This window comes from Pseudomonas anguilliseptica, assembly GCF_900105355.1.
In the GTDB taxonomy this organism is placed as follows: domain Bacteria; phylum Pseudomonadota; class Gammaproteobacteria; order Pseudomonadales; family Pseudomonadaceae; genus Aquipseudomonas; species Aquipseudomonas anguilliseptica.
The window spans coordinates 2,844,177-2,865,866 of the sequence record NZ_FNSC01000001.1 but is presented as its reverse complement, the minus strand read 5'-3'; the positions used below and the strand labels follow the sequence as shown (position 1 = coordinate 2,865,866).

Here is a 21,690-nt window from a genome sequence, read left to right as displayed (position 1 = left end):
TATTGCGTTACACGGCCGCAACCGGGCGCATGTAAGAGATTGGCGCAGTGTTGGGATCGTCAAAGGTGACGACCTCCCATGCATCAGGCTGCTCGATCAGGGTGCGCAGCAGGCGATTATTCAACGCATGCCCCGATTTGAACCCCTTGAACTCGCCAATCAGGCTGTTACCCAGCAGGTAAAGGTCACCGATCGCATCGAGAATCTTGTGTTTGACGAACTCGTCCTCGTAACGCAGGCCGTCTTCGTTCAACACGCGGAACTCATCTACCACGATGGCGTTATCTACGCTGCCGCCGAGTGCCAGGTTCTGTGAACGCAGGAACTCGATATCACGCATAAAGCCGAAGGTGCGAGCGCGGCTGACTTCTTTCACAAACGAGGTGCTAGAAAAGTCCACGCTGGCCGACTGGGTGCGATTGCGGAACACCGGATGATCGAAATCGATCTCGAAGGTCACCTTGAACCCTTCGAAAGGCACGAAGGTGGCGCGCTTGTCGCCCTCTTCAACTGTCACTTCACGAAGGATGCGGATGAACTGCTTGTGGGCATCCTGCTCTTGCAAACCAGCAGATTGAATCAGGAATACAAAGGGACCCGCACTGCCATCCATGATCGGTACTTCGGACGCGGAGAGCTCGACGTAGGCGTTATCGATGCCCAGGCCAGCCATGGCCGAAAGCAGGTGCTCTACCGTATCCACCTTGACATCACCATTGACCAACGTGGTCGACATGGTGGTTTCACCAACATTACCTGCGCGCGCGGGAATTTCCACGACAGGGTTCAAGTCGGTACGACGGAACACGATACCGGTGTCCACGGGTGCCGGCTTCAGGGTCAGGTATACCTTTTCCCCGGAATGCAGGCCGACGCCAGTGGCGCGGATAATGTTCTTCAGGGTGCGTTGTCTGATCATGGCTTTGGCCGCTATAGCACTAGTTGCGAATTGTTTTCAACAATGGCCGGCGATGATAGCAGAACCGGCCTTTGCTGAACACCAATCACCCCAATACTCCTGATACATTTCATCAATCGGCCTGACGACGCAGGAACGCCGGGATGTCCAGGTAATCCAGGTCATCCTGCGGGTTCAGCTTGGCCGCAGTGGCAGCCCCGCCGTGGCTTTGACGCTGAACGGTCGGACGCTCGTAGTCCTTGTAATTGACGCTCTGTTCGGCGCGCGCCGGGGCTGCTGCGTTGCTGCCAGTGCTGGCAGAAACTTGCACAGTATTGTCGATAACCTTGACCGGCTTCTCGATACGCGCACCCAGACCAGTGGCAACTACAGTGACGTGCAGCTCGTCGCGCATGTCCGGATCGATCACGGTGCCGACCTTGACGGTGGCGTGCTCGGAGGCGAACTGCTCGATGATGTTACCCACGTCGGAGTACTCACCCAGGGACAGGTCAGGACCGGCGGTGATGTTCACCAGGATGCCGCGCGCACCTTGCAGGTTGACGTCTTCCAGCAGCGGGTTGCGGATCGCCGCTTCGGTAGCTTCACGTGCGCGGTTCGGACCGCTGGCGCAGCCGGTGCCCATCATCGCCATGCCCATTTCGCTCATCACGGTTTTCACGTCGGCGAAGTCGACGTTGATCATTCCCGGACGCTTGATGATGTCGGAGATACCGCGCACGGCACCGGCCAGTACATCGTCAGCCTTGGCGAAAGCCGACAGCAGGCTGGCATCCTTACCGAGGATGGTCAGCAGTTTTTCGTTCGGGATGGTGATCAGCGAGTCGACACTTTCCGACAGCGCGCGGATACCTTCTTCGGCGATCAGCATGCGCTTCTTGCCTTCGAACGGGAACGGACGGGTCACCACAGCAACGGTGAGGATGCCCATTTCCTTGGCCACCTGAGCAATTACTGGGGCTGCACCGGTACCGGTACCGCCGCCCATGCCGGTGGTGATAAAGACCATATCGGTGCCTTGCAGCACTTCAGCGATACGCTCACGGTCTTCCATGGCCGCCTGACGGCCGACTTCTGGATTGGCACCCGCGCCGAGGCCTTTGGTCACTGCAGTGCCTAGCTGCAGAACAGTACGTGCACCAATGTTTTTCAGTGCTTGTGCATCCGTGTTGGCGCAGATGAACTCCACACCTTCAATGTTGTTTTTCGCCATGTGGTTGACCGCATTACCGCCGCCGCCGCCCACGCCAATGACCTTGATGACTGCACTTGTTGGTGCGCTGTCTACGAGTTCAAACATTTTCCCTCTCCTTTACTTTCTAGTTGTAACGCCTACTGCAAAATCAGAAATTGCCCTGGACCCAGCGTTTCAGCCGTTCCAGCACAGGTTGTTTGGGTTCATCGCTGTAGCTGCCAAGCGCAGACATGGAGATGCCGTCAGCCTGCTTCTGCAGTCCGTACAGCAACAGGCCCACGCCTGTGGAATAAATCGGGTTACGCACCACATCGGCCAGGCCCTTGACGCCTTGCGGCACGCCCAGGCGAACCGGCATATGGAAAATCTCTTCGGCCAGTTCCACCGCGCCTTCCATCTTCGCCGTACCGCCGGTGAGGACGATGCCCGCCGGGATCAGGTCTTCGTAGCCACTGCGGCGCAGTTCGGCCTGAATCAGGGTGAACAGCTCGTCGTAGCGCGGCTCAACCACTTCAGCCAGGGACTGGCGCGACAGGTCGCGCGGCGGACGGTCGCCGACACTCGGCACTTTGATGGTTTCGCCGGCACCGGCCAGTTTGGCCAGGGCACAGGCGTAACGGATCTTGATTTCTTCGGCGTACTGAGTCGGCGTACGCAGAGCCATGGCGATGTCGTTGGTGACCTGATCGCCAGCAATCGGGATAACCGCGGTGTGACGGATCGCGCCTTCGGTAAAGATGCAGATGTCGGTGGTGCCGCCACCAATGTCGACCAGGCACACGCCCAGCTCTTTCTCGTCGTCGGTCAATACCGCATAAGCCGAGGCCAGCTGCTCGAGGATGATGTCGTCGACTTCCAGACCGCAGCGGCGCACGCACTTCTCGATGTTCTGCGCGGCATTTACCGCGCAGGTGACCACGTGCACCTTGGCTTCCAGACGCACACCGGACATGCCCAGCGGCTCACGCACGCCTTCCTGGTTATCGATCACATAATCCTGCGGCAGAGTGTGCAGCACACGCTGGTCAGCCGGAATGGCCACGGCCTGGGCGGCATCGAGTACGCGCTCCAGATCCGCAGGGCTCACTTCGCGATCACGAATAGCGACGATGCCGTGACTGTTGAGGCTACGGATATGGTTGCCGGCCACACCGACGAAGGCCGAGTGAATACGGCAGCCGGCCATCAACTGGGCTTCTTCGACGGCGCGTTGAATCGACTGCACAGTGGATTCGATATTCACCACCACGCCTTTTTTCAGGCCGCGCGACGGATGGGTGCCGATGCCGACAATTTCCAGTTGGCCGTCCGCATTCACTTCACCGACCAGCGCCACCACCTTGGAGGTACCGATGTCGAGGCCGACGATCATCTTGCCGCTCTGCACGTTTGCCATGGCTCTTGCCTTCTCCTGATTCACTGCACGACAGCGGTTGGTGCCGCCGTGGGCGCTACCGGCTCACGCCATGCCACGGCCAGGCCGTTGGCATAACGCAGATCGATCCGCGCGATATTCGCTTGTTGCTCTTTCAGGGCCTTGTCATAAATGGCCGTGAAGCGCCGCATTTTTTCCACCAAATGGTCACGCCCCAGCAGCAGTTCGATGCCCTGCCCGGTGGAGAGAAACCAGCTGCCGCGCTCACGCAACTCCAGCCGCGCCACGGAAAAGCCCATGGGTCGAAGCATCTGGCTGAGCACCTGGTATTGCTGCATTACCTGCTGCTGCGCACGCTTGGGGCCATACAGCTGCGGCAGGTGTGGGTAATTCGCCAGTTCCAGCGGCGCGAACGCCTCGCCCTGATTATTCAGCAGTGCCTCATCGCCCCAGCGGGCAATCGGCAGTTGTTCTTCCAGACGCACCACCAGCTGATCCGGCCATACGCGGCGCACCTGGGCACTGGCGATCCACGGCATCAGTTCGAGCTCACGGCGCAGGCTGAGCAAGTCGACACTGAAAAAGCTCGCACTGGCATAAGGCGCAATACGCTCCTGCACGGCCTGCTGATTGACGTAGCTGAGGTCACCCTCAACGCTGATCCGCGCAATCGGCTGGTCGGCATAGGGCAGCGCGCGCAACGACAGCTCATAGGTGCCGTAGCCCAACGCCAGCAGCAACAGCGGCCAGGTCAGGCGCTTCAGCCAGCTGCCCATACCTGTGAAACGGGCTTTCGGCAGGCTCATGCGCAGGCTGATCGGTTCCTTGGCCACCAAACGGCTGGCGCCGCGCTGCGCAGGCTTGCCGCGCACGGGAGCGCGGTTCGAGCCTGGCTGGTGACGCAAGGTGGCCGTCATGACTTAACCCCGTGCCTCAAGGCTGTCGGCCAGAATCGCCAACACCAGTTGTTGAAAGTCCAGACCCGCAGCGCGAGCCGCCATCGGCACCAGGCTGTGATCGGTCATGCCCGGCACGGTGTTGACTTCCAGCAGCCAGAACTTGCCGTCGGCGTCTTGCATCACGTCGGCGCGGGCCCAGCCCTGGGTACCGACCGCTTCACAGGCACGGGCGGTGAGGTCTTTCAGCTCGGCTTCCTTCTCCGCCGAGAGGCCGCACGGAATGCGGTACTGGGTGTCATTGGCCAGGTACTTGGCGTCGTAGTCGTAGAAGCTGTGCGGCGTGCCCAAAGCAATCGGCGGCAACACCTGGCCACGCAGCATGGCGATGGTGAACTCGGGGCCGGCGATCATCTGCTCGACCAGCACCTGCGAGTCGTAACGGCTGGCGTCCTTCCAGGCGGCGATCAGCGCGTCGACATCGCCCACCTTGGCCATACCAATGCTCGAGCCCTCATGGGCCGGCTTGACGAACAACGGGAAGCCCAGTTCGGCAGCCGCCGCATGGCAATCAGCTTCATAAGCCAGCGCAGCGTGGGCCGGGGTCGGCAGGCCGAGGCTCAGCCACACGCGCTTGGTGCGTAGCTTGTCCATGGCCAGCGCCGAAGCCAGGATCCCGCTGCCGGTGTAAGGAATCCCCGCGCATTCGAGCAGGCCCTGCATCGAGCCGTCTTCGCCACCACGGCCGTGCAGCACGATAAAGGCGCGATCAATTTTCTCGGCCGTCAGGCGCTGCAGCAAGTCATCACCCGCGTCGATGCCGAACGCATCCACGCCCGCGTCCAACAGCGCTTGCAGTACGGAATTGCCGGACTTCAGCGAGACGTCACGCTCGGCGCTCTTGCCGCCGAACAGCACGGCCACACGTCCGAAGGCGCTGACCGGAAATTGTGATTGCAGACTGGCAGCACTCATTTCGTCTTACCTTCAGCTGCCGCGAACAGCGGACTTTGCAACAGTTGCGGAGCCAGGCCGCCGATATCGCCGGCACCTTGGCAGAGAAGAATGTCGCCAGCGCGTAGCAGCGGCTTGACGATGGGTGCGAGGTCCACACCGCGCTCGATATAGATCGGGTCGAGCTGGCCGCGCTGACGGATGCTGTGGCACAGGTTGCGGCTGTCGGCACCCGGAATCGGCGCCTCACCGGCCGGGTAGACGTCCATCAGCAACAGCACCTGGGCATCACCGAGCACCTGCACGAAATCGTCATACAAGTCGCGGGTGCGGCTGAAGCGGTGCGGCTGATAGACCATCACCAGCCGGCGCTCCGGCCAACCACCACGCACGGCCTTGATCACCGCCGCGACTTCACGCGGGTGGTGGCCGTAATCGTCGACCAGCATCACGCTGCCGCCATCCACCGGCAGTTCACCGTAAACCTGAAAGCGTCGACCCACACCCTGGAAGCCCGACAGGCCCTGGACGATGGCTTCATCGCTGATGCCTTCGTCGCTGGCGATGGCGATGGTGGCCAGGGCGTTGAGCACGTTGTGGTTGCCCGGCATGTTCACCGATACATCCAGCGGCTCGCGGTCGCGGCGCAGCACGGTGAAGAAGGTTTGCATGCCCTGTTGGCGCACATTGATTGCACGCACATCGGCGCCCTCGTCAAAGCCGTAGGTCACAGTCGGACGGGCTACCTGCGGGAGAATTTCGCGCACGATCGGGTCGTCCACACACATCACCGCCAGCCCATAGAACGGCAGGTTGTGGAGGAACTCGATGAAGGTCTTCTTCAACTTGTTGAAGTCACCGCCATAGGTGCTCATGTGGTCCATGTCGATATTGGTGACCACCGAGACCATCGGCTGCAGGTGCAGGAAGCTGGCGTCACTCTCATCGGCTTCGGCGATCAGGTAACGGCTGCTGCCCAGCTGGGCGTTGGTGCCGGCAGCATTCAGCCGGCCACCGATGACGAACGTCGGGTCCAGGCCGCCAGCAGCGAACACCGAGGCCAGCAGGCTGGTGGTGGTGGTCTTGCCATGGGTACCAGCCACGGCAATACCGTGGCGATAGCGCATCAGCTCAGCCAGCATCTCGGCGCGCGGCACCACCGGGATGCGACGCTCAAGGGCCGTGGCAACCTCTGGATTGCTGGTATTTACCGCGCTGGAGACCACCAGCACATCGGCCTGTTCAGCGTTCTCGGCACGATGGCCGATAAAGATCTGCGCGCCGAAGGTTTCCAGGCGCTCGGTCACGGCCGAGGCCTTGAGGTCGGAGCCGGAGACTTCATAACCCAGGTTGAGCAGCACTTCGGCGATACCGCACATGCCGGCACCACCGATGCCAACGAAGTGGATACGGCGAATGCGGCGCATCCGGCGGATTTCCGAACGTGCAGCGGCGGGAGACTTAGCCACGGGCCACCTCCAGGCAGATATCGACAACGGTGCAGGTTGCATCGGGCTTGGCCAGGCGACGAGCCGTCTGCGCCATTTGAGTAAGTTGTTCGGGGTGCATCAAAACCTCGGTCAGCTGCGCGGCCAGCTTGGCGGCGTCAGTGGAACGTTGTGGCAGCAGTACGGCAGCGCCGGCACTGGCCAGATAATCGGCATTGCGGGTCTGGTGATCGTCGATCGCGTGCGGCAGCGGCAACAGGAACGCCGGCAGGCCGGCGGCGGCCAGCTCGCTGACGGTCAGCGCGCCGGACCGGCACACCACCAGGTCGGCCCAGGCGTAGGCCCGCGCCATGTCCTTGATAAACGGCGCAACGGTCGCTTCGACGCCAACCGCGGCATAGCGTTCAGTGGTAATCGCGTCATGTTGCTTGCCGGCCTGATGGAAGACTTCAGGGCGCAGCTCAGCCGCCACCAGCGCCAGGGCTTCGGGCAGCAATTTATTCAGCGGTTCGGCGCCCAGGCTGCCGCCCAGCACCAGCAAACGCGGCTGACGATTACGCAGCGAATCACGCGGGGTTTCCAGGAACAGCTCTTCACGCACCGGGTTGCCGGTGGTGCAGCGCTTGGCGCTGTTGCCGAAGGTATTCGGGAAGGCTTCGCACACACGGCTGGCGAATGGCACCAGGCTGCGGTTGGCAGTACCGGCAACGGCGTTCTGCTCGTGGATGATCAGCGGCGCGCCACTCATCCGCGCGGCCAGGCCGCCGGGGCCAGTGACATAACCACCCATACCCAGCACACACACTGGCTGCAGCTCGCGCATGACCTTGCGCGCCTGGAACAGCGCCTTAAGCAGCTGGAACGGTGCTTTCAGCAGCGACAGCTTGCCCTTGCCACGCAGGCCAGTGACATCGATCAGATGCATTGGCAGACCAGCCGCCGGCACCAGTTCATTCTCAATACCACGCGGCGTACCCAGCCAATGCACGCTGTAACCACGCGCCTTGAACTCGCGGGCGCAGGCCAGCGCCGGGAATACATGCCCACCGGTACCACCGGCCATGATCAGCACATTACCGCGCATGCTGAACCTCCTCGGCGGACTGGCCTTCGAAGAAATCTGATTCTTTGAAGTCGACGTCCTCGCTTCCCAGCTGGGTGCGCCGCTCCCACTCGATACGCAGCAACAACGCCAGACTGACGCAGCAGATCACCAGCGAGCTGCCGCCGTAGCTGAGGAATGGCAGGGTCAGCCCCTTGGTCGGCAGCAGGCCAACGTTCACGCCGATATTGATCAGCACCTGGCCGATCCATAGAAACGCCAGGCCGTAGGCCACATAGGCCGAGAAAAACTGCTTGGCCTTCTCCGCCCACAGGCCGATATACAGGGCGCGCACACTAACGAAAACGAACAGGGCTACGGTGATCAGTGCGCCAACCATGCCCAGCTCTTCGGCCAGCACGGCAAACACGAAGTCGGTATGCGCTTCCGGCAGGTAGAACTGCTTCTGCACGCTGTTACCCAGGCCAACGCCGAACCACTCGCCACGACCGAAGGCAATCAGCGCCTGGCTTAATTGGTAACCGGCGCCGTACTGGTCAGCCCAGGGGTCGACAAAGTTGGTCAGGCGCTCCAGGCGATAGGCCTGACTGGTCATCACCAGCACGCCAAGGCCGAGTACGCAGGCCGCCAGCGGAATAAAGCGCAGCAGGTTGACCCCCCCGAGGAACAGCATGGCGATGGCCGCGCCAACCAGTACCACAGTGGCACCGAAGTCCGGCTCGGCAAGCAGCAGCGCAGCAATCGGGCCCAGCACCAGCATCGGTTTGATAAAGCCGGTGAGCTTCTCACGCACTTCTTCCTGACGGCGCACCAGGTAGGCGGCGATAAACATCACACTAAACAGTTTGGCCAACTCGGACGGCTGCAGGTTGAACACGCCCAGGCCGATCCAGCGCTTGGCACCGTTGACCTCACGGCCGATGCCCGGCAGCAGTACCAGAATCAGCAACACCACCGCCGCCAGCAGCAGCATGCCGCTGTAACGCTGCCACAGTGACATCGGCACCATCAGGGTTGCCAGTGCAGCAACGGTACCAATGGCCAGATAAATCAGGTGACGGATCATGTGATACAGCGGGTTACCCGACTGCACAGCTGCCACTTCCGAAGAGGCCGAGGCAATCATCACCAGGCCCAAGCCGAGCAGCGCCAGGCAACCGGCCAACAGCGGGAAATCCAGGTCGATACCGCGACGGGTATGCAGCGGCGAAGCTGCGGCGAGCAGACGGGCAAGCATCATTGCAACCCCTCCACGGCCTGGGCGAACAGACGCCCGCGCTCTTCGAAATTCTTGAACATATCCAGGCTGGCGCAGGCCGGCGACAGCAGCACGGCATCGCCCTGTTCAGCCAACTCGGCGGCACGTTGTACAGCCTCTTCCAGGGTCTTGACCCGGACCAGCGGGGCGGCGTCGCCCAGCGCCTCAGCCAGCAACTCCGCATCACGGCCAAGCAGCACCACGGCGCGGCAGAACTTGCCGACTGGTGCCTTCAGCGCCGAGAAATCCGCACCCTTGCCATCGCCCCCAGCGATCAGCACCAGCTTGCCGCTGATATCCGCGCCCAAGCCTTCGATGGCAGCCAGCGCTGCGCCGACGTTGGTGGCCTTGGAGTCGTCGTAGTAGCTCACGGCATTACGCTCGCCAACCCATTGGCAGCGATGCGGCAGGCCAGCGAACTGCTTGAGAGTGGCCAACATCGGCTCGAACGGCAGGCCCACTGCATGGCCCAAAGCCAGCGCTGCGAGGGCGTTGGACTGGTTGTGTGCACCACGAATCTTCAGTTCACGCACCGGCAGCAGCGCAGCGAACTGGTACGCCAGGGATTTCTCGCCATCTTCTTCAAGCAAACCGAAACGCTTGAAGTCCGGTTTGCCCAGACCGAAGTACCAGCATGGCAGTTGATCGGCCACCAGCGGACGCGACAGCGCGTCGTCGCGGTTCACCACCACCTGCCGCGCGCCGCGGAAGATACGGTGCTTGGCCAGGTGATAGGCCGGCAGGTCGGCGTAGCGATCCATGTGGTCTTCGCTGATGTTCAGGCAGGTCGCCACTTCAGCGTTGAGCTGGTCGGTGGTTTCCAGCTGGAAGCTCGACAGCTCCATGACATACAGCTCGATCTCATCATTCAGCAGATCCAGCGCCGGGGTGCCCAGATTGCCGCCGACGGCGACCTTCTTACCGGCCGCTGCGGCCATTTCGCCAACCAGGGTGGTCACAGTGCTTTTGGCGTTGGAACCGGTAATCGCCACGATCGGTGCCTTGGCATAACGGGCGAACAGGTCGATATCACCCGACAGCTTGACCCCGCGCGCAGCAGCCGCCTGCAGCGCCGGCGTGGCGATGGCCAGACCCGGGCTGACCAGCAGCTCACTGGCGCGGCAGAGGAACTCCACATCCAGTTCGCCACAACGCACTTCCACCTGCGGGAACTGCTCACGCAAGGTGGCGAGTTCCGGCGGGTTGGCACGGGTGTCGACCACGGCAAACGGCAGGCCCTGGCGCGCGAGGAAGCGCACCAGGGACATGCCGCTCTTGCCGAGGCCGACAACGATGCGGAAGTGGTCAGAAGCGATCAGGGTCATGCTGTTATAAATCCTCAGTCCTCAACGCAGTTTCAGGGTGGCAAGACCGATCAGCACCAGAATCACGGTGATGATCCAGAAGCGCACGATTACGCGCGGCTCGGGCCAGCCTTTCAGTTCAAAGTGGTGATGGATCGGCGCCATGCGGAACACGCGCTTGCCGGTCAGCTTGAAGCTGGCGACCTGGATGATCACCGACAGGGTTTCCACCACAAAGATGCCGCCCATGATGAACAGCACCACTTCCTGGCGAACGATCACCGCGATGGTGCCCAGGGCCGCGCCCAGCGCCAGCGCGCCGACATCGCCCATAAACACCTGTGCCGGGTAGGTGTTAAACCAGAGAAAACCGAGACCCGCACCGACCAGGGCGGCGCAGAACACAATCAGCTCACCCGCGCCCGGTACATAGGGAATAAACAGGTATTCGGCGAACTTCACGTTGCCTGACAGGTAGCAGAAGATCCCCAGCGCGCCGCCAACCATCACGGTGGGCAGAATGGCCAGGCCATCGAGGCCGTCAGTCAGGTTGACCGCGTTGCTCGAGCCGACGATCACAAAGTAGGTCAGCACCACGAAGCCCAGCCCCAGTTCCAGACCGAAATCCTTGAGCATCGGCAGGATCAGGGTGGTTTCCACCGGGCTTTGCGCGGTCATATAAAGGAACAGGGCTGCCCCCAGACCGAACACCGACTGCCAGAAGTACTTCCAGCGGCTTGGCAGGCCCCGCGAGTTCTTTTCGATCACCTTGCGGTAGTCGTCGACCCAGCCGATGGCACCAAACAGCAGGGTGACGGCCAACACCACCCAGACATAGCGGTTGGACAGGTCAGCCCAGAGCAGGGTGCTGACGGCGATGGCCGAGAGAATCAGCGCGCCACCCATGGTTGGCGTGCCCTTCTTCGACAGGTGCGACTGCGGGCCGTCGTTACGCACCGACTGGCCGATCTGGCGAATCTGCAGGGTGCGGATCATCCACGGGCCGAGCCACAACGATAGCGCCAAAGCGGTGAGCACGCCGAGGATGCCGCGCAGTGTCAGGTACTGAAACACTGCGAAACCCTTGTGGAACTGTTGCAGGTATTCCGCCAGCAGCAGCAGCATTAGTGAATCTCCCCGGATGTGCCACACAGCGCCGCGACGACTTTTTCCATTGCCGCACTGCGTGAACCTTTAATTAGAAGGGTGGTGCCGCCCTGCTCGCCTTGCAGCGCAGCAATCAGGCTGGCCTGGTCGGTAAAATGCCGAGCCGCCGCGCCAAACTCAGCCACTGCGTAAGCCATCAGCGGGCCGACGGCATACAGCGCGTCAACCTTGCCAACGGCATAACTGCCGACCTGGCGATGGCCTTGCTCGGCCCATTCGCCCAACTCGCCGATATCGCCCAGCACCAGCACGCGGCGACCAGGGAAGCCGGCGAGGATATCGATGGCTGCACAGACGGATGCCGGATTGGCGTTGTAGCTGTCGTCGATAACCCGCAGGCCGTTCGCTGCGATCTGAGCAACGGCGCGCCCCTTGACCGGCTGCAGACTTTCCAGCCCGGCCTTGATCGCCGCAGGGGCCAGGCCCAGCGCCTGGGCAGCAGCCGCAGCAGCCAGGGCATTGGCGACGTTGTGCTCGCCGAGCAGATTGAGCTGAATACGTGCCTGACCGCTGGCGCAGTGCAGGGTAAAGGCTGAGCAGCCACGGGCATCGCGAGCGAGTTCGCGAGCATAAACGTCAGCAGCCGGATTGCGCAGAGCGAAACTGCTGACCGCACGGCCCTGGGCGCGCAGCTGCCAGATAGCAAAGGCGCTGTCGTCGAGGTTGAGCACGGCCACGCCGCTGTCGCTCAGGCCTTCGAGGATTTCGCCCTTGGCTTCGACAATCTTTTCCGGGCCGCCAAACTCGCCGACATGAGCGTTACCGGCATTGTTGATGACGGCCACCTGCGGCTGGGTCAGGCCGACGGTGTAGGCGATTTCGCCGACATGGTTGGCGCCCAGTTCGATCACTGCAGCGACATGCTCAGGCGCCAGCTCCAGCAGGGTCAACGGCGCACCAAGGTCATTATTGAGGTTGCCGCGGGTGGCCAGCACCGGGCCCTGCAGGCCCTCGCGCAAGATGCTGGCGAGCATTTCTTTCACGGTGGTCTTGCCGCTGGAACCGGTAATGGCGACCAGTGGCGCGGTGAACGCCTGACGATTCAGCTCCCCCAGTTGACCGAGGGCCAGACGGGTATCGGCGACCAGCAGTTGCGGCAGGGGTGCACCGACGACTTCACGCTCGACCAGGGCCGCCACTGCGCCTTTGCCGGCGACTTCAGCCAGGTAGTCATGGCCATCGAAGCGCGGACCGGCGAGGGCGACAAACAGCTGACCCGGCTGAATCGCACGGCTGTCACTGCTGACTGCGCTGAATGCGACGTCCGCACCGATCACCCGGGCAGCCAATGATGCAGCCACTTCGCTCAACCGCAGAGACTTAAGCATGCGCCTCCTCCCATGCCGCCAAAGCGTTAGCCGCCTCGACCAGGTCGGAGAACGGCTGACGCACGCCGTTGATTTCCTGATAATCCTCATGCCCCTTGCCAGCCAGGACCAGCACGTCATCGGCACTGGCAGCGGCAATCAACTGAGCAATCGCCTGGCCACGCCCATGGACGAATTGCACGGACTCTGGCACCGCAAAACCGGCGCGAATATCGCTGAAAATCTGCGCAGGTACTTCGGTGCGCGGGTTGTCATCGGTCACCAGCACCCCATCGGCCAGACGCTCGACTACCGCAGCCATCAGCGGGCGCTTGCCACTGTCGCGATCACCGCCACAGCCGAACAGGCACAGCAAACGGCCTTTGACGTGCGGGCGCAGGGCTTCAAGGACTTTTTCCAAAGCATCCGGTGTGTGTGCGTAATCCACCACAACCAGCGGCTTTTTACCGCCGCCCAGGCGCTGCATACGGCCAATCGGGCCCTGCAGCTGTGGCAGCACCTTGAGAATTTCATCCAGCGGGTAATCCAGACCGAGCAGCGCACCGACCACTGCCAGCAGGTTGCTCAGATTGAAGCGACCAAGCAGCGAGCTGCGCAGGCTGCCTTCACCACGCGGGGTGACCAAGGTCGCGCGTACGCCCTGCTCGTCGAACTGTGCGTCGCGGCAATACAGGTAGGCGTCAGCGTCGATCAGGCTGTAACTGAGCAGGCGCGACTCGTGCTCGGCAGCAGCCAGCTCACGGCCAAAGGCGTCGTCCAGATTGAGCACGCGGCAACGCAGGCCCGACCAGGCAAACAACGCAGCTTTCGCCTCGGCATACGCCTGCATCGAACCGTGGTAATCCAGGTGATCGCGCGACAGATTGGTCAGTACCGCCACATCGAACGCCAGAGCCGCGACGCGCCCCTGATGCAGGCCGTGGGACGACACCTCCATGGCCACGGCGCGAGCACCGGCGTTTTTCATGTCAGCCAGGGTCGCCTGCACGCCGATCGGGTCTGGTGTGGTGTGACGCCCTTGCTCCAGCGCGCCATAGAAACCATTACCCAGAGTGCCGACGATGCCGCAGCGCTCGCCAAGCAGATCCAGTGCCTGAGCCAGTAGCTGACTGACGCTGGTTTTGCCATTGGTGCCAGTGATACCAATCAGGTGCAGGCCACGGCTCGGCTCCCCATAGAAGCGTCCGGCAATTGCCGACAACTGATTAGCCAGGCCTTTGAGCGCAACCAGCTCGGCACTGTGCGCGGTCATCACAGCGGCGCCTTCGGCTTCATAGGCCACGGCGGCAGCACCACGGGCAACCGCATCAGCGATATGCACGCGGCCATCCTGCTGGGTGCCAGGTACGGCCAGAAACAGGTCACCTGGGCGCACCTTGCGGCTGTCCAGGGTCAATTCACGAATCAGAGCCGAGCTGGCGGCTTCAGGCAGCAACTGATTAAGGGGCATGGGCATCAGATACGCCCTCCTTTAAGAGGATCAACGGCTGCAGTTTCAACTTTGACCGGCTCAGGTGGCGGCAGGTTGTCCGGGGCGACGTTCATCAGTCGCAGCGCACCGGCCATGACCTTGCCAAATACCGGCGCGGAAACCAGGCCGCCGTAGTAACCACCTTCGCTCGGCTCATCAATCATGATCACGGCGGCGATACGCGGGTTATCAATGGGCGCAACACCGGCAAAGAACGACCGGTAGGCCTTGTCGACATAGCCCTTGCTGCCGCCAGTCGCGGCTTTACGTGCAGTGCCGCTCTTGCCACCGACGTGGTAGCCCGGCACCTTGGCACGCGCACCACCGCCACCCGGTTCTTCAACCACGGACTGGAGCATGCCAAGCACGGTTTTGGCGATCTGCTGGTCAATCACCTGGGTAGTAACCGGCTGACGATCCAGGCGCACCATCGACAGGTTTACGTTCTTGCCGTCATTGGCCAACACCGAGTAGGCATGCGCCAGCTGCACGGCGGTCACCGAAAGGCCGTAGCCGTAAGCCAGGGTAGCGGTCTCGGCCTGCTTCCAGACGCGATAGTTGGGCAGATTACCGACGCGCTCGCCGGGAAAGCTCAGGCCCGTGTCCTGGCCCAGGCCGACCTGCTGCATCACGGCGTAAATCGGCTCGGCGCCGATATCGAAAGCCACCTTGCTGATACCGACGTTGCTCGACCTCATCAGAATCTGAGTCAGGTTGAGCACGCCGCCGCGCGACACGTCACGAATGGTGTAACGGCCGATACGCAGGCTGCCTGGCGCGGTGTCCACGGTCATTTCCGGGGTCCAGCGGCCAGAACCGAGGGCGGCGGCAATGGAGAACGGCTTGACGGTCGAACCAGGCTCGAACACATCGATCATCGCCCGGTTGCGCATGGCAGCCGGCTGCAGGTTGCGACGGTTGTTCGGGTTGTAGGTCGGCTGGTTGACCATGGCCAACACTTCACCAGTCTGCACGTCGAGCAGCACCAGGCTGCCGGCCTTGGCGCCGAACTCGGTAACGGCGTTGCGCAGTTCGCGGTAGGCCAGGTATTGCAGGCGCAGGTCAATCGACAATGCCAAGGCCTTACCGGCCTTGGCATTCTGTGCAACCTGGACGTCCTTGATCAGCCGCCCGCGCCGATCCTTGAGTACCTGACGCTTGCCAGGCACGCCGGCCAGCCAATCCTCGAAGGCCAGTTCCATGCCTTCGCGGCCGCGGTCATCGATGTCGGTAAAGCCCACCACATGGGCGGCCACCTCACCAGCCGGATAGAAGCGACGGAATTCTTCGATTCCGTACACGCCTGGTACTTTCAGATCGAGAATGCGCTGGCCCTGCTCAGGCGTCAGGCCGCGCACCAGGTACATAAATTCGCGCTCGGCATTGGCCTGCAAGCGCACGCTGAAGGCTTTTGGCTCTTGACCCAAGGCGGCCGCCAGCTCATTCCACTTGGCCTTGCCGCTCTGCAGCTCCTTGCCATTGGCCCACAAAGTGGTCACCGGCGTGCTGACGGCCAAAGGTTCGCCATTGCGGTCGGTAATCAGCCCACGGTGCGCCGGAATCGGGATATGCCGCACGCTGCGCGCGTCGCCATGGGCCTGCAGGAAGCTCTGATCGAACACTTGCAGATCGACAATACGCCAGGCAATCGCGCCCACCATGAGTGCCAACAGCAGCAGCACCAGGCGGAAACGCCACGGATAGAGCGCGCCTTCAAGCCCCATCATGGCGCCACCATGCGTACTTCGGCGGCATCCGGGATAAGCATACTCAGGCGTTCAGAGGCCAGGGTTTCAATACGGTTATGCGCCGTCCAGGTGCTCTGCTCAAGGATCAGCCTCCCCCATTCAGCCTGCACCTTGTCGCGCACGCTGAGTTCGGCATACAGCTTATTAAGCAGTTGACGGTTCCAGTGCGCGCTGTAGGAAACCCCTACCGCAGACACCAGCACAGCCACAAACAGCAGCAGCATCAGCAAGCTGCCACCGGGCAATGGCTTGGCGAAGGGCGCGCTCATCGCACTTTCTCGGCAATGCGCATCACAGCGCTGCGCGAACGCGGATTGGCCGCAAGCTCGGCCTCGGAAGCGAACACTGGCTTGCCAATCAGTTTCAGGCGCGGCTCGAAAGCTTTCGGGATGATCGGCAGATCACGCGGCAGCTTGTCCATCTCGCCCTTGGCATGCTTGCGCATAAAGAGTTTGACGATGCGGTCTTCCAACGAATGGAAACTGATCACCACCAGGCGGCCGCCCACCTCGAGGTTTTCCAAAGCAGCGTCGAGGCCGCTCTCCAGATCACCCAGCTCGTTGTTGATATAGATGCGCAGCCCTTGAAAGGCGCGAGTCGCCGGATTCTTACCCTTCTCCCAGGCTGGATTGGCAACAGTCAGCACCTGAGCCAGATCAGCTGTACGGGTAAACGGCTGCTCGACGCGACGCAGCACCACGGCACGGGCCATGCGCTTGGCGAAGCGCTCTTCACCGTACTCCTTGAATACCCGGGCAATTTCTTCTTCGGTTGCGCTGGCAATGAAGTCTGCCGCGCTGACCCCAGCATCCGGATTCATGCGCATATCCAGCGGGCCGTCGCTCATAAAGCTGAAGCCGCGCTCGGCGTCATCCAGCTGCGGCGAGGACACGCCGAGATCGAGCAGAATGCCGCTGACCTGGCCGCCTAGAGCGCGTTGCGCCAGCTCGTCGCCCAGTTCGGCAAAGCTGCGCTGCACAACGACAAAGCGGCCGTCTTCGGCCGCCAGCGCATTCCCTGTCGCGATTGCCAGGGGATCTTTGTCAAACCCTAGCAAGCGACCATCTGGCCCGAGCTTTTCCAGGATCAGCCGACTATGCCCGCCGCGCCCGAAGGTGCCATCCAGGTAGCAACCATTCGCGCGCACAGCCAGCCCTTCGACAGCCTCGTCGAGTAGCACAGTGATGTGGCGGAAATTGCTGGTCATGGTCACAGGATCAGGTCACGTAGGTCGTCGGACAGAGCACCCGGTTGCTTGATCGCGGCCAGATCAGCATCGGCCACAGCATTCCAGGCATCTTCATCCCACAGTTGGAATTTATTGAGCTGGCCGACCAGCATCGCGCGCTTGTCCAGCTTGGCATACTCGCGCAGACGTGGTGGCACCAGGAAACGACCACTGGCATCCAGCTCAAGGTCAACAGCGTTGCCAATCAGCAAGCGCTGCAGGCGGCGGTTTTCTTCGCGGAAGGAGGCGAGTTCACGGAGCTTGGCTTCAATCAGCTCCCACTCGGACAGTGGATAGACGCAGAGGCACGGATCGATGGCATCAATCGTGACGATGAGCTGGCCGGCGCAACGCGACACAAGCTCGTCCCGATACCGACTTGGCATCGCGAGTCGCCCCTTGGCGTCGAGACTGATGGCGTTTGCTCCGCGAAACACGATCGCGCTACCCCTTTTTATTGGCTATCCACGCCCAAGAAACCCACTTTGCGCCACTTCCTACCACTCGCGCACACTATAGGAACGCACGCCCCCCACCGTCAAGGCACGCTTGGCGGGAAAAATCCTTATAGAACGGCGATTTAGCGAACTTTGAGAGGGGCAAAACGGAGAAATAGCGCGAAGAAATGGATATAAAAATGAGCGAACACAGCACGCTGAAACACGAAGTTAAAGTAACTTGTTAAGAGTAAGATTTTTTCGGTCTTAGAAAGGAGGCGAAACAGTGAAGCGGATGAATGAGGAAGGTGGAGAGTCGATCTGTAAGCCGGGTTCTGTCGAGGACAGTCATTCCTCTACGACGTACATCACTGCACGCCTTTAGCAACCTACCCGGTTCCAGCGCGGGCCACGCCAATGGAACCCTATTTGGTCTTGCTCCGAGTGGGGTTTGCCTAGCCACGAACTGTTACCAGTCGCGCGGTGCGCTCTTACCGCACCTTTTCACCCTTACCGGCACCGAAGCGCTTAGGCGGTTATTTTCTGTGGCACTTTCCGTAGGCTCACGCCTCCCAGGCGTTACCTGGCACTCCGCCCTATGGAGCCCGGACTTTCCTCCCCCGCATTACGCAGAACGCAACACGGCAGCGACTGTCCGATCGACTCTCCGCGGGCAAGGTTAACGGCCCGCGCCCTATAGAACAAGGTTTAAACGTCTTTCTGCTGCTCCAGCGCCACCTGATAGAGCAGGTTCTTGCGCACCCCAGTGATCTCCGCCGCCAGCGCTGCCGCGCGTTTCAGCGGCATTTCCGCCAAGAGCAGATTCAACACGCGCATAGCTTCGGCACTGACAGCCTCCTCGTCTTCCGGCGCCTGCCAACCCGCGACCAGCACCACACATTCGCCGCGCTGCTGATTACTGTCGCCAGCCACCCAGGCGACCAACTCGGAGAGCGGCATACCCTTTAGCGTCTCGAAGGTCTTGGTCAGTTCGCGCGCCAGCAGCGCCGGACGCTGCTCACCAAACACCGCCTGCATATCCTGCAGGCACTCAAGAATGCGGTGCGGCGCCTCGTAGAAGATCAGCGTGCGCGGTTCTTCCTTTACCTGCTCAAGCCGAGCGCGCCGCCCTGCTGCCTTGGCGGGCAGAAATCCCTCGAAAATAAAGCGATCCGACGGCAAACCCGCAGCCGACAGTGCCGCAATCAGCGCGCACGCGCCCGGCACTGGAACCACCGCAATGCCAGCAGCACGCGCCTGGCGCACCAGGTGATAGCCCGGATCGGAAATCAGTGGCGTACCCGCGTCAGAGATCAACGCCACATCGTCGCCCGCCAGCAACCGCGCGAGAAAGCGCCCCCCTTGATCGCGCTCATTGTGCTCATGACAGGCAGCCAGCGGCGTGCCGATGCCAAAGTGCTGCATCAGCCGCGCGGAATGACGGGTATCTTCTGCGGCGATCAGGGCCACGCTGCGCAGGATAGTCAGCGCGCGCGCACTGATGTCATCAAGGTTGCCAATCGGCGTTGCCACCACATAAAGACTGCCTAAAGGCGAATTCGCAGCAGCGGAAGTGGTCACAGCACAGGCCTCTCAAAATCAGCAAAGCGCGCATTGTAGCCCGCTTCCAACCTTCAACATCGCGTCACCCGGCGGGCTTGGGTACAATTCGACGCTCAATTTGATCAAGTATCAGGAACGCTTACATGATCGCCTGCCTGCGCCCCATCTTTATCCTCTGCCTTGCCGGCCTGCTCGCCGCCTGCGCCAGCCAGCCCTCATCGACCCTGGGCGAGCTGCCACGCACGCCGCAAGCCAGCATCGAACAACTGCTGCAGCAAGCGACCGAAAGCCCCGCAGAGCAAGCCGCGGCCCTGCGCTTGTCGGCGGCAGACCTGGCCTATAAACAGAAGGATTTGGCCCGCGCCAGCAGCATTCTGGAGCAAGTACAACTGGAAAGCCTGAAACCGGCCCAGCAGATATACGCCAGCACCCTGCGCGCTGAACTGGACATGAGCCACAGCAAACCCAAGGCAGCCCTGCGCGCCCTCAGCCACCCGAGCATGGAACGTCTCGGCGAGCTGCCTATTGAACAGCAGGTACGCAGCCAACTGATACGTGCCAACGCCCTGCAAGCCACCGGACAGACCCTGGCCGCCGCTCGCGAACGCGCCTATATCGCCCCATTACTCAATGGTGCCAATGCCACCGACAACCAGGAAGCCATCTGGGCACTGGTTTCCAGCCTGCCACAACGCGAACTGCAAGCCAGCGGCGACGCTGACCTCGACGGCTGGCTGGAGCTGGCCCGTTCATCCAAGAGCGCCGGCACGCTGGAACAGCAGCAACGCGCTATCGATGCCTGGGCTGCAGCCAACCCGCAACACCCTGCTGCACAACAACTACCGCAGGCGCTGGTCGAGCTGAAAAAGCTGTCCAGCCAACCACTGACCGAGATCGCCCTGCTACTGCCACAGGATGGCCAACTGGCCAGCGTGGCTCGCGCCCTGCGTGACGGTTTCCTGGCCGCGCACTACCAGGCGCAGCAAGCCGGACAGAACCCTCCGAATATTCAGATTTTCGACAGCTCGCGCATCGGCTCGATGGACGCCTTCTACACCCAAGCCCAGGCCGCCGGCGTGCAACTGGTGATCGGTCCTCTGGAAAAGAACCTGGTCAGCCAGCTGAGCAGCCGCGAACAGCTACCCATCACAACCCTGGCCCTGAACTACAGCGAAGGCAGCCAGGAAGGCCCGGCGCAGCTGTTCCAGTTCGGCCTCGCCGCCGAGGATGAGGCCCGCGAAGCCGCTCGCCGCGCCTGGGCCGACGGCATGCGTCGCGCCGTAGCGCTGGTACCCAATGGTGAATGGGGTGATCGCGTACTCGCGGCCTTCCGCCAGAGCTGGCAAGCCCAGGGCGGCACCCTGATTGCGGCAGAACATGTTGATCAGCCCGTAGAACTGGCCCGACAGATCGCCGATCTGTTCCAGCTGCGCGAAAGCGAAACGCGCAGCAAGCGCCTGCGAAACACCCTAGGCACCTCGGTAGCCGCCGCGCCGTCGCGCCGTCGCGATGTCGACTTCATCTTCCTCGCCGCCACGCCACAACAGGCCCAACAGATCAAGCCAACCCTGGCCTTCCAATACGCCGGCGATGTACCGGTATATGCCACTTCACACCTGTTTACCGGCACCTACAACCAGGCACAGTACATCGACCTCAACGGCATCATGTTCTGTGAAACCCCCTGGCTGCTGAACGTCAACGACCCACTGCGCCAGCAAGCCAGCACACAATGGCCACAAGCCGGTGGCAGCCTCGGCCGCCTGTATGCCATGGGCGCCGATGCCTACCAGCTGGCACCACGCCTGAACCAACTCAAAGCCTTGCCCGAGACTCGCCTGCAGGGCCTGTCCGGCAACCTGAGCCTGAACCCGAGCCAGCGCATCGAGCGCCAGCTGCCTTGGGCCGAGTTCCGTGATGGCCAGGTACAACCGCTACCCGATAGCATCAATTGAGCGAGCGCATTAGCACGCAACAGCGCGGAGACGCTGCCGAGGCCCAGGCACGGCAGCATCTCGAACAACACGGCCTCCGCCTGCTGGCACAGAACTGGCGCTGCCGTCTCGGCGAGCTCGATCTGGTCATGCTCGACACCGATACAGTAGTATTCGTAGAAGTTCGCTATCGACGCCATAGCGCCTGGGGCGGCGCAGCAGAGAGCGTGGATGCACGCAAACGTGAGAAACTCAGCCGCGCCGCTCAGCACTTCCTACAACAAGAATCACGCTGGGCCAAGTACCCATGCCGTTTTGATGTGATTGCCATAAACGCCGACAGCCAAGCCCCCGCGCAACTGGACTGGATTCAAAACGCCTTTGATACCTGAACAGAAGCCA

The 21,690-nt window shown here is 61.9% G+C and carries 19 protein-coding genes and 1 other RNA gene; 2 read left to right on the top strand and 18 right to left on the bottom strand.

The window, feature by feature from the left end:
- Positions 1-7: 7 nt before the first annotated feature.
- The 18 genes from lpxC to rsmI form a co-directional block, all read right to left on the bottom strand.
- Positions 8-919 (bottom strand): UDP-3-O-acyl-N-acetylglucosamine deacetylase, encoded by a 912-nt coding sequence (gene lpxC, locus BLW24_RS14015; protein WP_090382376.1) that lies wholly within the window; start codon positions 917-919, stop codon positions 8-10.
- A gap of 112 nt (positions 920-1,031) precedes the next feature.
- A complete protein-coding gene (gene ftsZ, locus BLW24_RS14010) occupies positions 1,032-2,219 on the bottom strand; it encodes a cell division protein FtsZ (RefSeq protein ID WP_090382370.1) in 1,188 nt (395 codons plus the stop codon).
- Between the two features lie 43 nt (positions 2,220-2,262).
- Entirely contained in the window at positions 2,263-3,510 is a 1,248-nt protein-coding gene (gene ftsA, locus BLW24_RS14005; protein ID WP_090251236.1) for a cell division protein FtsA, read from the bottom strand.
- Positions 3,511-3,530: 20 nt separating this feature from the next.
- Positions 3,531-4,406: a cell division protein FtsQ/DivIB gene (locus BLW24_RS14000; RefSeq protein ID WP_090382364.1), complete on the bottom strand. Its 876-nt coding sequence runs from the start codon at positions 4,404-4,406 to the stop codon at positions 3,531-3,533.
- 3 nt (positions 4,407-4,409) lie between these two features.
- Positions 4,410-5,360: a D-alanine--D-alanine ligase gene (locus tag BLW24_RS13995; protein WP_090382359.1), complete on the bottom strand. Its 951-nt coding sequence runs from the start codon at positions 5,358-5,360 to the stop codon at positions 4,410-4,412.
- Entirely contained in the window at positions 5,357-6,766 is a 1,410-nt protein-coding gene (gene murC / locus BLW24_RS13990; RefSeq protein ID WP_244161279.1) for a UDP-N-acetylmuramate--L-alanine ligase, read from the bottom strand. The genes BLW24_RS13995 and murC overlap by 4 nt, the downstream gene beginning before the upstream one ends.
- Positions 6,767-6,800: 34 nt before the next feature.
- Entirely contained in the window at positions 6,801-7,871 is a 1,071-nt protein-coding gene (gene murG, locus BLW24_RS13985; RefSeq protein WP_090382351.1) for an undecaprenyldiphospho-muramoylpentapeptide beta-N-acetylglucosaminyltransferase, read from the bottom strand.
- Entirely contained in the window at positions 7,861-9,087 is a 1,227-nt protein-coding gene (gene ftsW, locus BLW24_RS13980; RefSeq protein WP_090387742.1) for a putative lipid II flippase FtsW, read from the bottom strand. The genes murG and ftsW overlap by 11 nt, the downstream gene beginning before the upstream one ends.
- Positions 9,087-10,433 carry a UDP-N-acetylmuramoyl-L-alanine--D-glutamate ligase gene (murD, locus tag BLW24_RS13975; RefSeq protein ID WP_090382345.1) on the bottom strand — a complete coding sequence of 449 codons (1,347 nt, stop codon included), beginning with the start codon at positions 10,431-10,433 and terminating at the stop codon, positions 9,087-9,089. The genes ftsW and murD overlap by 1 nt, the downstream gene beginning before the upstream one ends.
- A 21-nt stretch (positions 10,434-10,454) precedes the next feature.
- Positions 10,455-11,537, bottom strand: coding sequence for a phospho-N-acetylmuramoyl-pentapeptide-transferase (gene mraY, locus BLW24_RS13970; RefSeq protein ID WP_090382339.1), 1,083 nt, complete (start codon positions 11,535-11,537; stop codon positions 10,455-10,457).
- The gene (locus BLW24_RS13965; protein WP_090382333.1) at positions 11,537-12,907 is read right to left on the bottom strand and encodes a UDP-N-acetylmuramoyl-tripeptide--D-alanyl-D-alanine ligase; all 1,371 of its coding nucleotides are present in this window, start codon (positions 12,905-12,907) and stop codon (positions 11,537-11,539) included. The genes mraY and BLW24_RS13965 overlap by 1 nt, the downstream gene beginning before the upstream one ends.
- Positions 12,900-14,363 (bottom strand): UDP-N-acetylmuramoyl-L-alanyl-D-glutamate--2,6-diaminopimelate ligase, encoded by a 1,464-nt coding sequence (locus tag BLW24_RS13960; protein WP_090382329.1) that lies wholly within the window; start codon positions 14,361-14,363, stop codon positions 12,900-12,902. The genes BLW24_RS13965 and BLW24_RS13960 overlap by 8 nt, the downstream gene beginning before the upstream one ends.
- Positions 14,363-16,105 (bottom strand): peptidoglycan D,D-transpeptidase FtsI family protein, encoded by a 1,743-nt coding sequence (locus BLW24_RS13955; protein ID WP_420874996.1) that lies wholly within the window; start codon positions 16,103-16,105, stop codon positions 14,363-14,365. The genes BLW24_RS13960 and BLW24_RS13955 overlap by 1 nt, the downstream gene beginning before the upstream one ends.
- Positions 16,102-16,395, bottom strand: coding sequence for a cell division protein FtsL (gene ftsL, locus BLW24_RS13950; protein WP_090382315.1), 294 nt, complete (start codon positions 16,393-16,395; stop codon positions 16,102-16,104). The genes BLW24_RS13955 and ftsL overlap by 4 nt, the downstream gene beginning before the upstream one ends.
- Positions 16,392-17,333 carry a 16S rRNA (cytosine(1402)-N(4))-methyltransferase RsmH gene (gene rsmH, locus BLW24_RS13945; protein WP_208600177.1) on the bottom strand — a complete coding sequence of 314 codons (942 nt, stop codon included), beginning with the start codon at positions 17,331-17,333 and terminating at the stop codon, positions 16,392-16,394. Before rsmH ends, ftsL begins: the two co-directional genes overlap by 4 nt.
- Before the next feature lie 2 nt (positions 17,334-17,335).
- Positions 17,336-17,791 (bottom strand): division/cell wall cluster transcriptional repressor MraZ, encoded by a 456-nt coding sequence (mraZ, locus tag BLW24_RS13940; protein ID WP_090249128.1) that lies wholly within the window; start codon positions 17,789-17,791, stop codon positions 17,336-17,338.
- Positions 17,792-18,099: 308 nt separating this feature from the next.
- Positions 18,100-18,458: RNase P RNA component class A (gene rnpB / locus BLW24_RS13935), an RNA gene on the bottom strand.
- A gap of 41 nt (positions 18,459-18,499) precedes the next feature.
- Positions 18,500-19,372, bottom strand: a complete 873-nt coding sequence (gene rsmI, locus BLW24_RS13930) for a 16S rRNA (cytidine(1402)-2'-O)-methyltransferase (RefSeq protein WP_090382303.1) — start codon at positions 19,370-19,372, stop codon at positions 18,500-18,502.
- 125 nt (positions 19,373-19,497) lie between these two features.
- Here rsmI and BLW24_RS13925 point away from each other — a divergent pair, with 125 nt between their 5' ends.
- Positions 19,498-21,309, top strand: a complete 1,812-nt coding sequence (locus tag BLW24_RS13925) for a penicillin-binding protein activator (RefSeq protein WP_090382296.1) — start codon at positions 19,498-19,500, stop codon at positions 21,307-21,309.
- Positions 21,306-21,680, top strand: coding sequence for a YraN family protein (locus tag BLW24_RS13920; RefSeq protein ID WP_208600176.1), 375 nt, complete (start codon positions 21,306-21,308; stop codon positions 21,678-21,680). Before BLW24_RS13925 ends, BLW24_RS13920 begins: the two co-directional genes overlap by 4 nt.
- Positions 21,681-21,690: the final 10 nt, after the last annotated feature.